The 13392-nt window shown below is 53.4% G+C and carries 8 protein-coding genes; 1 reads left to right on the forward strand and 7 read right to left on the reverse strand.

Going from position 1 to position 13392, the window contains the following annotated elements:
• Positions 1-132: 132 nt before the first annotated feature.
• The 7 genes from LCH64_RS26380 to LCH64_RS26410 all read right to left on the reverse strand — a co-directional run bounded on the left by LCH64_RS26380 (position 133) and on the right by LCH64_RS26410 (position 12671).
• Complete coding sequence (locus tag LCH64_RS26380; protein WP_226501748.1) at positions 133-513, reverse strand: nucleoside 2-deoxyribosyltransferase domain-containing protein; 381 nt, start codon at positions 511-513, stop codon at positions 133-135.
• Positions 497-1189 (reverse strand): hypothetical protein, encoded by a 693-nt coding sequence (locus LCH64_RS26385; RefSeq protein ID WP_097090461.1) that lies wholly within the window; start codon positions 1187-1189, stop codon positions 497-499. The genes LCH64_RS26380 and LCH64_RS26385 overlap by 17 nt, the downstream gene beginning before the upstream one ends.
• Complete coding sequence (locus LCH64_RS26390; RefSeq protein ID WP_226501749.1) at positions 1179-6608, reverse strand: FtsK/SpoIIIE domain-containing protein; 5430 nt, start codon at positions 6606-6608, stop codon at positions 1179-1181. Before LCH64_RS26390 ends, LCH64_RS26385 begins: the two co-directional genes overlap by 11 nt.
• Positions 6602-8155, reverse strand: a complete 1554-nt coding sequence (locus LCH64_RS26395) for a hypothetical protein (protein WP_226501750.1) — start codon at positions 8153-8155, stop codon at positions 6602-6604. Before LCH64_RS26395 ends, LCH64_RS26390 begins: the two co-directional genes overlap by 7 nt.
• Positions 8152-10227, reverse strand: a complete 2076-nt coding sequence (locus LCH64_RS26400; protein WP_226501751.1) for an AAA family ATPase — start codon at positions 10225-10227, stop codon at positions 8152-8154. Before LCH64_RS26400 ends, LCH64_RS26395 begins: the two co-directional genes overlap by 4 nt.
• Before the next feature lie 692 nt (positions 10228-10919).
• The gene (locus tag LCH64_RS26405; protein ID WP_226501752.1) at positions 10920-11549 is read right to left on the reverse strand and encodes a hypothetical protein; all 630 of its coding nucleotides are present in this window, start codon (positions 11547-11549) and stop codon (positions 10920-10922) included.
• An 81-nt stretch (positions 11550-11630) separates the two neighbouring features.
• The gene (locus LCH64_RS26410) at positions 11631-12671 is read right to left on the reverse strand and encodes a DMT family transporter (protein WP_226501753.1); all 1041 of its coding nucleotides are present in this window, start codon (positions 12669-12671) and stop codon (positions 11631-11633) included.
• A gap of 205 nt (positions 12672-12876) precedes the next feature.
• Here LCH64_RS26410 and LCH64_RS26415 point away from each other — a divergent pair, with 205 nt between their 5' ends.
• A complete protein-coding gene (locus LCH64_RS26415) occupies positions 12877-13311 on the forward strand; it encodes a hypothetical protein (protein ID WP_226501754.1) in 435 nt (144 codons plus the stop codon).
• The last annotated feature ends 81 nt before the right edge of the window (positions 13312-13392 follow it).

A 13392-nucleotide genomic window follows, 5' to 3' on the forward strand; every position in this document is an offset into this window, starting at 1 on the left:
ACAGAAAATTGAGGAGTGGGCAGAGTTTTCCCTCATAAAACCCCACCCAAAAAACCTAGCGATACATCTCAAGATTCTGCCCGACGCCGTGCACAGGAAAACTTCCCAACCATGAATCTTTAGTCCGGCACCCTATGTACGCGCAATATATTCAATAGCCTCATCCAAGCCTCTGAACACTCGAGTTGAGCACTGTCGAACCATTTCAAAATAGCGCTTAACTGAAGGATCTTCAATCTGGTCGACTAAGTATATTGTTTTACCTAGAGCCTTTGCGTACCCAATTTCCAATGCCAGTGCGTAACCTGCAGGATTGGATGCCTCCATGTTCGCCAATATAATTTCAGAATCACGGACAGCCGCCAAGTCCCAGCGCGTGTATTCAACAGGGTCATCAATGCAATGGGCGCCAGGATCCAAAATAACAAAATTTTTGAGCCTAGCTTTCACAATCTCTTGCCAACCAGAATGAAACCCTCCAGCAAGGTAGATTTTTCTATGGATTACCGGCACTGGGGCCTCTCTTAAACTTAATTTCTGCAAAAGCTACCGAGAATGGTGTACTCATAGCTCGGGCATAAAAGACATTGGCCTGCTTAAAAAGAAAAACAGCCGCACTGAAGAGCAGAATAGCTTGCACTCCCCAAGGAGCGACCCGCTCATATCCGTATAAGAGCTCCTGAAAAAAAGATAAGCAGATTAGATAATCAACGCCAATAAGAACTAAAGCTGTTCCAACCCCGCTGCATAACAGCGAGATAAACATAAATCTTCGCCCAAGTGAAGCCGCCTCATCCGAAATCGACAAAGCAACACTTCGAAGATCATGAAACTGCCAAACAGCTTGACCGGCACCTTGCAATTCGTCTACAAGCTCATTAAACAACTTGTAAGACTGTCTCGTCCGAGCTTTTGATTCGTCAAAATCGCTTATTACCTTTACAAATTTAAGTAATGGCTTCATCGCAGTTTCATTCACTGCCAATAGCAGGTGCCCCACAGCAAAGAGCAAACCTGCCATTGTCAATGCCACACCAGCACCGTCACTTAACTTGGCTAACAACTTAATATAGTCAGGTCCTAGGTGCATTATTACCAACCCGATTGCCAAAACTAAGCCCGGAACCCATGCGCCGATTAGATCATTAAAAAACCTCGTAATCGTCTCAACGGCATCATCAACCTTCACTAGTCTCTCCTAGTTCAGCATTATCGGAGTATATTGCTGCCACCGCGATTTCGATATCTTGATCTGAAAGAAACGGAGCTTGGGCGAATACTAAGCCCTGTTCCCCGTTGAGCTTAGCTGCCATATGCCCCCTACCTAGCAAAAGCTCTGCGCCTGGCCTATCAAGAGCTATTTTAGAGGTGGCTTCGCTGGAAACCTTTAAGATCAAACGATTACCTAAATTCTCGCGAAGCTGCATAGGCATCACATCTTTATCCGGACGCTGGGCCGCGAATATCAAATGTATCCCTGCCGCACGAGCCTTCACTCCGAGCCGTTGAACTGCGGCACCGACCGCTGCCTTGTAAGCATCGTCGAGCATCCAATCAGCAAACTCGTCATGAACCAGGAAAACCATCGGCAAACGGTCTGCGGCTGAAACTTTCGAATTATAGGTCGGTAAGTCGCGAGCCCTTGCTTTAGCAAAGGCGCGGTAGCGATCCTCCATTTCTTGAACCAGGGCGCCCAAGACCTCGGCAGCCTTTTCCTTGGTGGTAACAATTTCATCTCGCATATGTGGTAAATCGGCCAATGGCGCGTAGTCCACTCCCATCTTGGGATCTATCAAGATAATTTGAGCCAAGTTTTTGGGGTTGGTCGCCGCAATATCCAATATAAGGGCCTGAATCAGAACCGATTTGCCACTACCCGTAGCTCCAGCCACCAAAGAATGTGGCTCATGCGATGAAAGCCCACTGAACTCAGTTCCCAGATTCAAATACAGCAACGCGCCATTAATCTCCTGAAGTCCCAACAAGAATGAGGTGTTGATTCCCGCAACGTTTCTATTGAGCTCTCGACGTGACCAAAGCTCCCAAAGCGACACAGCCTGCCGCCTTCCTCCTGCGACCGTCACCACGATCTCTCCTGGCTTAGGTTGGACGGTTACTAGATTGATAGCGTGAGTAGTGAGCAGCTGTGTTCTTTTATTTTCGATATCTTCGACACGTAAGCGATCAGAACCCGCCAGACGAACGAGGCAGCCATTTGGAGTCAAGCGAGTGCCGAGGATCGCCGCCTGAAGACCGTAGCTGTTTAGCGCAGATTTGAGCTTCTTAGTGATCTCTTCGGACCACTCCTCCCGCTCAGCATCGGCCTGCGCACTGCCGGAGAATTTGGACGCAACTAGATCAGATAGCCCGCCACCAGAGTTGGTAGTCGCAGCGACAAGCTGGTCCGAATCTGAATCACCATTAGCTACAGAGACAAGAGTCAGTTCCTCCATTACAACCGAAGGCTCGGCCACTGGGTAAGTCGGCGAAGCCTTCTCGCCGTTTTTGTCTAATGACGAGACTTCTTCAACAAAGGTATCGATCAGTCCACTCGATAGCTGCGCCATTGCGGCCATCCAGGGTACTCGCGGGGCGGGCATTTTAAAGTGGTGTCCGCCCCAAGGCTGCAGGGGCCCAATCCCTGATCGAACTTCGTGGCCACCAGAGCCTTTGGCATAGGCTTCAGCGAGCTTTCGCAGATCCGGTCGATCGAATACCTCTTGCCAAGCCATTACGCCTTCTGTCTCATCCAAAAGCTCTTGCTCAGTAGAAGAGGCAGCTCCCGCGTCCGAGGTGTGGACGTAAACATGCGAATAGCCACGCAACGAAATCTCTACATCACCCTCTCGCAGTTTGGCTCGAGCACGCTCCATTAAGCCCGTCATACCAGGCGGGATGTCGGCATCTAATAACATGTCTGCCAAACGGGCCAACCAAACATCCCGATCAAGACGACCCGGATCACCAAAAAGAGCTTCACGGAACATGCCCAATGTTGCCAACAATTGATCCTTGGAGCCTCGTCGAGCCTGAGCGAGCCCATCGACACTGACATATTTCGACTCAACAATTGAAATGACGACACGAACGGTTTCCTCGTGTTCCTCAACGTTTAGCGCCAAAATATCCGCGATACGGCTTTCAGGCTGGGATAGCCAACTTGCGTAATCGTCGAGCAGAAAATAGGCGGTTAAGACCTGCTCACCGTTCGACGAGGCCTGGAACTCCTCTGCGAGCAGGTGACGACTTAGCACAAGACCAAGCATCTCTCCTGCAGAAACGCCTCGCTTGGCCGCCCGCAGTACGATATCTCCAGAGACTGACAGCGCATCGCGCTTCGCCTTGTCGGCAGTTGCCTGAAGCTCGTCGGATCCGAGCTGGAGATTCAACTCTTCCAATCGCCGGCGAACCAGCACACCCAACAACCGGAGTTCCGAGGTTGAGCTCACAATCATATTGCGGCCGTTAGTCGAGTTTCGACGGTAGCGCACCACTGTGATGTTGTTGTGCTGGAGCTGTCGCTTGTCGAGTAGTTCGTCGTAGGTAGCCACCCATTCGGCCAACTCGTGCGCATCCTTGATCATTGCAGCCAACGCTGGGCTTTGTAGAGAAATACGACGCGCAGGCAAGAATCGCTCCTCAGGCATAGCATCCGTCTGCCGGCAAACCGCTGCGACCGCCGACACATATGCCCAGCCTGAAGCCGTTTGCCATGGACAGGTCAGGAATGTGGTTGACTTCAGCTCGTTCTCGCCCGACACGCTCCGATAAGACCAGCGCGAGGGTGCATGATCCAAATTTGGTCGGTCATTGGTCCACTGTACGGGAAGCCATTCTGTTTGGGCCTCCCGTGCGACTACGTCATGCAGGAAGGCCACATCGAAAGCCTTAAAGCCTTGCGCACTCTCACACGGAGTCGCCGAGAGGGGAGTCACAGAAATACGCAACTTGGAGATGAAGTTATCACTGGTCTCGCTGACCACTGGCAGATCAGGATCGTCTCCGGCCTTGTTGACCAGTTCGCCATACACTCGTCGCAGCTTTCCTGGATCTGAGTGGCGAACAGAAACGCTACATTGGAGCTTGCCATCCTCTTGGATTGAGGAGAGTTCCCGCACTGTGGCCAGCGGTAGCTCGGCTGCATCGGCATTATAAAGCACAACGCTAAGGTTGCTTGCCTCGTGGGGCTGCAGCCCCACATAGCGTTCCAAAAGCTCACGCGCCTGTTTTGCTGCAGCCGTCGGATCGACATCGGTCATAGCTCCTGCAGCCCCACGCGTGGGCGACTCCAAAAGGCTATAGCCGTTGATTGTGCTGCTTTCCGATACCAGCTCCAGAGCTCCATTCCGATTGAGAACTGCGATCTCTGGATAGAACGGATGAGCGATCTCGTCAGTGAGCTCCCGCATAAAAATTTCGCGGTCGCCATAGAGAATGCTACCGCTGGAAAGCAAATGAGTGGCGAAACCAGCTACGCGTCGCGTCTTTACCGCAAGTGCCTTCATTCGTTCTGGATGCCACGGGGGAATGATTATTGCGAGGTTATCGCCTGCAATCCGAACCGTGCCCACAGATAGTATTTCAGAGACCAGGCGCGAACGACATACATCGCCACGGGCATGTGCCATCAGAGTGTTCAACAGTTCCGCGTAAGACTCCGCTTGACGCATAACGGCATCGCCATGCAGCCCGGTCGTGACGAAGTCCTCCATCGCTTTGATGTAGTCTTCCTCGAACTTATCCCAAGAAGCCTTTACCTCATTTTGCTGATGAGCCGTGAGTCTACCCTCCTGGGCGAGCTCTTTGATCCGAGTCTTGATCACATGGCGCAGGCTTTGGAGCTTACTGACTGCAGGGACCAGTGACCCTGCATCAGTCGAGTACGTCGCCTCCAACGTCCCAGTGTCGAGTAACGAGACGTTTTGCACCCCCCCCTTCTTGCTCACTAACTTACGGGGTACTTCGGTACAACCTACTGCCCCCTTTTCCAAGAGGCGACGCATGTCGGCGGCCAAAGAAAGACCAATCACAGTTGGCTTGTAGCTCCAAAGGAGCTGCGTCTTAGCCAGCACCGTCTCTTTATCGTTGGCAACCTGAATTAAGGCCACGTCAAATTTGATCTGCAGGGCTAAGCGCGATAACGACAGATTCGGACGAACCTTGTTCTTCTTATCGTTGCGAAGTTTCTTTTCCTCGGCGAAGAAGGCTTCATAGTCGAAGAGGGGGTCGGGTAAATTTGCATTCCCCATCCGCTCAACCTTCCACTCGACTTTGGAGCCCATAAGCTCCTTTAAACCGCGGTACATAGCCGAGAAGTAGCAGCCGGCATCGTAGTTGAATCGCTCACGCCACTCCTTTCGGCCCTTAGTCACAGTGAAGCGTAGGATCCGCTCTCCTTCTGGATCGCGCAGACCAGCATGCAAACTGTTGACCACACGAGCGAAGCCCTCGAAGAAGTCATTGCAGTCAATGGGCTTGCCATAGAGAGCCTTTTCCCAGCGCGAGCAAAGCTTGGTGTCTTGCTCCAAGAGTCTTCGTTGCTTAACGAAAAACTCTTCATCCTCTTCAGTGAAATCTGAGCGTCGCTCACGGCCTTTCAAGTCCTCCAATAGCTTGCGGCTCTCAGCATCAAGTGAGTCCTCCTGATCGCACTCATGATCGAAGAAACGGATCGTCGACTCTGCTAAACCAAGTTGCTGCTCTTTGGGTTTGTCGAAGGCAAGGTATACGCCATCGCTTTCCCACTCGAATTGGGCAAGGACATCGGATGCTTCTGGATCTCCAGCAGGGGCGGCGGCGAAAGCATAGAGAGCTTGACGGGCACCCTCCGAAATTTCTGAAGCATTAGCATCGACTCGCTCGGTAATCTCCTCCGGGTCAAGAGCTTGGCCATTCTGGCGGAGTTTTTTGAGCAGCGGCGCACGCTGAGAAAAGAGTTTGATAAAAGCCTTGTGCCAGGGCTTGCGCGATTCCGCGAAAGTCTTCGCATTCGAGAAATAGGTGCTGTCTCTAGGGAGTCCTGAGCATGGCAAGGCGAAACCAACCGCATCACGGATGGGCAGCCCGTACGTGGCTATAGCCTCAACGATGGCAGAGCAAAATTCGCCAAGCTGCACTAACGAAAGCTCCGAGGATGCTAATAACCCGCTAAGAGCGGCATGGAACACCGCTCGGTCGTCGGGGACTGGTGAAATACCACCAGAGTGGAGCGTGGCCTCGACCCACGGCTCAGGATCAGCTCGCATTTCCTTAGCGCCTATGGCCATGACGTGACCCAAGGTGTCCGCAAGGTTGTGTTCATTACCATTGGCCGTAAGAATTGCAGCCTTGACGGTCAGAGCGTTGTTGCGCACGTAGCCTGCGTTATGTGGTATCAGAATGCCAGGCGGCAGGCCTTGACCTCCTACCAAGGCCTCCGGGATCATGAGATCCACTTGGGCGACCAAGTCCGGATTGGCAAGGATAGCTCGCGCTACTGCTGCAATCTGACTGGCTGAAAGCTTATCCAGCCTGAAGAGCGCGGCCAAATCACCGGATTGAAGAGGATTGGATATACGTTGGGCAAGAATGTCCGCGCCAACGCGTCCAATAATGCGATCGGTCAGCATGCGGCTTCTCCCTGAAACGCGAACGGGTTTTCGACAAACGAGCAGGAGTCGGAGAGCCTGCGAACCAAGCCCAAACTGACGAGACGGGCTTCAAGATTGGTTCGGTTCTCGTTGAGCTCTTCTTGGTCAACTAGCTTGGCGCCGACTAGACGCGCCCCCTCGGCATCACCTATTACCAAGCCATAGCGGTGCTTGGCTTCAGCGAGAAACTCATCGAACTGCATACGGTCTGTAACGATGGAGATCACTATCGACTTGAGCAATCTATCGTTCGGCGCGTAGCGAGTACGTCTCGAGAGCCGGCGTGAGCTGAGCCCGATAGCACGCGACCATGACGCGTGAATCTTGCCGACATGCTGCGCATGACGCGCCAAGGCATTCTCAACTAGTTTGGCAACTAATTCTTCTGGGCTCTTATCGATGGAGTCTTCATCGTCACCGGCATCAGTCGGCGGCCACTGAAAGCGATCACGCATGAGTTTCACACGCTCAGCATCCGGAAACTCCACGGATTCAGCAGCAGCCCACCCAACATCCGACCGGATTGACTCGATATGAGCTCGCACTGCCTTTGCTGGCAGCCCCTGATTGAATTGATAACTATCGCCAGAAAGCGCTCGCACCTTCGTGCGCTCCTTGGAGACGATTTCGCAAACAATTTCGACCGGATCGTCATCGCCAGCTACCCTCTTCGCACGCTCTAAGAAGTAGAGCAGCATGTTCAGACCGGTGATCGTAATCAAATGCTCCAAGGCATCGTAGATCGGCATATCCGTGTTCAAGATCGACAACCAGTCGTCGCAAATTTGGTCGAATCGTTCATTGGCAGCCTCGGGCAGATAGCCCGCACGCCTTGGTTCTTCGGCACTCTGAGGCATACCTTGCAGAGCCCTTACTAATCGGTTCATCGGCGCCTGATGGTCAAATAGACGCCTGGCGAGGATGCCACCGAGCTCCTCTCCACGCTTGGCCCGTGAGAGGATGAGATAAAGCAACTCACCAGTACGAGCGAAGAAGCGACGATCGTTGCTCATCCCCCCTTTCGCATTGATCGCTAAGTCCTCATAAAGAGCATCAGGACCGAAAGGAAAGACAAACTTAGAACTCCAACGCTTGTTACTGCGAGACTCAAATGACGAGGAACGCAGCAGTTCAATTGCCTTTGCAAAATCATCAAAGCTAGTGAACGAGCGACGGAGATAGGTCATGTCTTCATCACCATTACCTGTTGCTCCCAGCCTAAAACGCTCAAACCACTGCTTCCACTTCTCCTCATCAGACGCGGCGCTCTCCGCAATCGATTCAACGTAAGGATTGTTGAACAGAAGCCCACGCAAGCGAATTTGCCGCTGCGGCCTGAACATGACTGAGCCGCCCAGCTCTTGATGAGGCCTGAGCGGATGTTCCATATTCGATCCGAATACTCCCAAGAACTCCAGAACAGTCAGGTGAGGAAGCTGCTCGTCATAAAGTCGATGTCCCCAAATGTTCTCATCGACGCAAAAGTCGACGCTTTTAATCTCAGGCCTCTTGATGATTACACTCATTCCGAGACCCTCACAGTCACTGGACGCGAAAAACCGCGACCACCTGGCTCTATATCGATGAAGTTAAGTGTCAGTACAGAGGCCTCACCTCCGACTTCGTCATCATCACCAGCCACGCTGGCCTTTTTGACAATCTCAGCTTTACGCAAAAGCTTCGCCTTGAATGCCAGCAGATCTTCGAGACATTCGTTGGAGAAGCTCGCGGGCAAAGCACCCTCAGCCACCCGCGAGAGGAACTCATGACGAATAGGGGTCAAGTCAAAAGCAACTGAATTGCTCAAGCCCACAGCAAGCGAAATGTCGAGACGAGGGCGGCCGGTCTCCTCGACAAGCCTAATCGCCATGCCAACGCCGCCTTGTCGACGGGAAAGCGTCTCGTAATCGCAAAGCACGCTTACTCGGCTTTGAGTAAAACCTCCCGAGCTTGCGATGAAAATGCGATCTTCGTTTTCGAGGAGAAGACCTGTTAATACTCGGTTAAGACCCTTAGCGATTCGTCCACGAATCGTCTCGCTTACTGGTTTCTGCGCTTTGAGCGCATCGATAATTTCCAAGTAGTCTCCAGCAAAGCAGAAGGCTGTCATCGACCAATGCGGATAGCCTCCTTCCCCATCCGGAAGTGTGAAGAAAAGCCTGCGTCGCTGGTCTTCAAGCATTGTAAGGAACTCGGAAGCCCCCCCTTCCAAACGGGAGCCCTCATACCCTTCTAAATAAGCGTCCTGGGCAGCGCGAAACGCGGCCGTGGCCCCGTAGATCGGATCGCTTGCGACCAAGCGGCCGAAGTCGGCTTGCAGCCGCGAGTCATCCTTGCCATAAACCAGAAGCCCATCAGCAGCATTGGTGGACTCATCGCCTACTCCAAAGCTGGACATCGCCTTGAAGATGGGACGATCAGACGTTCTTCGTTTAAGGAGGTTGGCCCCGAAGGCATTGGAATAGACACTAGCTTTACCAAGATCCCCTCCTCCCTGAATCTTCGCGACATCTGCGCAAGTCAGCAGGTTGTCTTTTGCCTGCTTGGCATCGGAACAACCAAGGATCATATTCGAACACAGCGCAAGTAAGTCACGTATAGGGAGGTGCAGCCCATTGTGCCTGGCAATTTCTACCAGATCGCCCAAGCGGCGTGAGAGCTGTCCACCATCTGAATCACCCAAAAGTCTGCGGCGATTCTCATTAATGGGACAAACTTTATCTTCAGTCTGAAGTGCACAGCGATTGCAGTTGTCCCATTCGGGATGCCCTGCCACAGCCATGGCCACTTCGTCTAACGTTTTGCGGCTAGTAGAGCGGCTGAGATCGAACACCGCTAGGCGTTCAGGAGCCGGGCCGGCCTGTAGAAAGCGCTCTTGCAGCGGCTTGCGAAGTGGGTGATCCCGCTCTTGGCGTCGGCCTAAATCACGGAGACGATCAAGAATTTGACCATGGTTTGCGGCAAGGATCACGACCTCAGAGTCCTCGCCCTCTAGCACCGACCTTTCGAGTCGCTGCAATGGCAAATCGCTCTCCTCGCCATTGAGCTCAGAAAGATCCTTGATAAAGATAGCCAAGCGTCCATCTGCCAGCTGCAATTCTTTCACGTTGCCTTTGGCGGCCCAGGCATCGGGATCACCGCCAATACGCTCCCACAAGGCACGGCAGTGGTACGTCTTACCATCACCAGCAGTTCCGGCGACCAAGATAGACCCCGGCCTCTTGGATTCAATGTGTCGAACCATGTCCTCTAAAGAAGGTGCTGATAGGCTAATTGGCTTGACCCTTGCCTGTACCAATGCCCTCGAAACATACTCGTCGAACATCGCTAGATTGGTCGATGACGGCCCATAGCTACGTAAAAAATGAACCCAGGCACTTGATGGTGGGGCCTCAACGTCAGCACGCCGCACGGAACCGCCACGACCTTTACCAGCCTGCAGAATCCGCTGATCAATCAGTGCGTCACGTGTTTCCCAATAAACCTCATCAGTTATATGGGGGAACAGACTTCTGAGCCGCTCTAGCAGCGACTGATTGCCAATACTAGAACCATCGGCGGGAACGGCGGCCAGCAAGGCCTCAACCAATTCATTCATTCAACACACTCCCTTGCAGCCCGCGGCACATGGGCCTACCAAAATAAAATATGGCGGCAAATAAACTGAAAGGACTCAGAGGGAAACCGACGCTAAGAGCGGGGAAAAACCTGCGCCTATTGAGAACCATCCCTGAACCATTGCGACCAATCAACTTACGATGCCGATCACCTTATCCACTGGCAAAGCATGGGTAAAGCCAAAGCCACAGCTTTTTGCCATCATAAATAGCTTAAGAAGCACGTTGGCGGGGCATTGGTGTTTAAGCCACATCGCATTCACCTGTTGAGACCACATTTGTACACGCCAGCATTCGCTAGCAGATTCCTTAGATTCTGCTCGAAAGCGAGATTTAAAGTACTACTGTGGAATTGAGGCTTGATCGACTCAAGGACAGAAATTTAAAAAATTCGACGCCGGCATTCCAAAAACTATTCCAATAAAAAAGCAAAAACAAAATAATCATATTAGATGAAACGCTTAAGAAACCAGTTCAATTCCCCCCGGCTCCACCAACTCTCAACGACAAAGCCCGCCTAGTGCGGGCTTTGTCGCATCTGGACATCAGCCAAACCGGGCACACAAACCCACAGCCTGCAGGCGATCAAAATCGACAACCTTGGCAATGCTCTGCCTACTCACAAAAAAGGACGACACGATGTCTTCCTTTTTCCTACCTGCATTCATCAAAATCAATGAGCCGCGCTGAGCAGATCCGGACGGCTGGATTTGAGCATTGCCTCATTGACCTTGCCTTGAATCGAGCAGGTAAACATCCCCTTGCTGCCAGTCGTCAGCTCTTGCGGAGCAGGCTCGATCAGGAACACGCGCTCGGCACTGTCGACAACTAGCTTGCCCGCCGTTGCGGATGGGTCTTCCGGCTGCCAGTTGGATTTGCCGTGGGACCAGATTTCCGCGCGTGCGTAGAGTCCCTGCGACATGTCCATACGCGGCCCGCCCGCTTTTTCCAACTGGGTGTGGAGTTCATTCGGCGTCTGTTTGGCGTAGAACCCCCAATTGATGATGCGAGTGCCCATCAGGTCTGTATCTTCGGCGTAGAAGCCAGTCAACGACATGCCGTCAATTTCGACCGGCTTGGCGAACATCCAGCGTTGCCCCATATCGCTCTTGGTGCCGCCGGACAATTTGATCTGGCCATTTTCTACAGTGTTCGGCACCAGACCCTTGAACGAAGGTGATTGCACGACTGCCAGGGAGTGATCGTCACAAGCGGCAAACGACGCCACCGGCGAAGGTGCAGCGGCAACGCTGAAAGCAGAAAAAAGGGCCGCAATGGGCAACAACAGGAAAATTGGTTTCATGGAATGACTCGAATGAAAGACTGAAGAAATCGGCACAGACGATATCACAATGATATCAATCAACAGACTTCAGAGTTTCAATCAATGCCCATGCCGATGATGCACATCCGGAAAATGCGCATGCCTATGCCGTATCGGTGTGTGCACATGCCGATGACTATGCGGCTCCGTCCCATCCCACTCAAACCCACGCGTATGTTGATGATGCTCATCGTGTGTATGCCGATGATCATGCTCAAGCGGTTCGTGCTGATGTTCATGAACATGATTTTCCATCAGATGAATCCATACCCCCACGGCCATTAACGCCGCTGCGAGCAGGAACATCAGCGATATCGATTCGCCCAGCAGCAGAATCGAGATGCCTGCGCCGAGAAACGGTGCGATGGAAAAGTAGGCGCCGGTGCGTGCGCTGCCGAGGCCGCGCAGGGCGAGGACGAACATTACCAGGCTGACGCCGTAGCCGAGAAAGCCGACCAGCATGATCGGCACCAGCGAGGTGGCGGCGGGTAGTTGGGTGCCGATGAACAGGGCCAGTGTGCAGTTGACCAGCCCCGCCACCAGGCCTTTGCTGCCTGCGATGAACAGTGCGTCCGAGACCGAGACTTTACGGGTGAGGTTGTTGTCGATGGCCCAGCAGAAGCAGGCGAAAGCGACGGCCAACGGGCCGGTCCAGTCTTGCGCCGAGACGGGCTCTTGTGGCCAGGACAGCACGACGCCACCGGCGACGATGGCGAGCATGCCGATCACGATTCGTCGGTCGGCATTTTCCTTGAACACCACCCACGCCAGCAGCGCCGTGAGCACTGATTCGAGGTTGAGCATCAGTGACGCGCTCGCGCCGGACGTTCGGGTCAGACCGAACATCAGCGCCACCGGTGCCAGCACTCCGCCGAAGCCGATGGCGCCGAGCAGCCATGGCCATTCACCGGCTCCGAGACCGGAAGGTTTCCAGCCACGATCGCGGGCAAAACGCAGGACGGTCAAGCCCAGACCGCTACCGAGATAGAGCAATCCGGCGAGCAGAATCGGCGAAATCTGTACCCCCAGCAGTTTGGCAAGGGGTGTACTGGCGCCAAACAGCGCCGCTGCAATCAACGCGTAGAGAACGCTCACATTCATGCCGGGATCACTCGCTGGGGCCGATGGAATACAGGCACCTATCATGGCAAAAATTAGGTGGGAATTATGTGAACAGCTGATTCGTGTCAGCGAACATCATCTCTGGCACGCGCTCAAATCCAGCAACATTTAATCCGTGCAATCTCTGGGCGGTCGCTCGACGCAGGCTCTATGCTGCGAACATCGAGATGCATTGGAGTTGAAGATGAAGAACTGGATTGCCGTAGCGCTGGCCGCGCTGATTTCCTTGTCCGTCCATGCGGCCGACGCCCCCACTGTGCATGTCGAACCGATCGCGTTCACAACCAGTGTCGACAGTGTCCAGCGCAAACAGTCGATCAAGGGTAACCAGACCGCGCAGTACAGATTCAACGCCAAGGCCGGCCAGATACTGACCGTCGACTTCAAACCGTCCAACACCTCCGCTTACTTCAACATCCTCGCCAAGGGCGCCGATTACGCGCTGTTCAACGGCTCGATCATGGGCAATCACTTCCTCGGTCCATTGCCCAGCGATGGCGAGTACACGGTTCAGGTCTACCTCATGCGCAACGCCGCCCGGCGTAATGAAGTGGCTAAGTACGGTTTGTCTCTGAAGCTGGTTAATGACGATGCTGGATCTGGCACGAGGACGAAGTGACGGAGTTCAGAAGTGACATCGCTGATTGTCGCCGGCGGATAAACCCCTGAACCACTTCTACACTCACACCGCCCCCACCGC

Origin of the sequence: Pseudomonas sp. MWU16-30322, from assembly GCF_020515535.1 — a bacterium.
GTDB lineage: Bacteria > Pseudomonadota > Gammaproteobacteria > Pseudomonadales > Pseudomonadaceae > Aquipseudomonas > Aquipseudomonas fluorescens_H.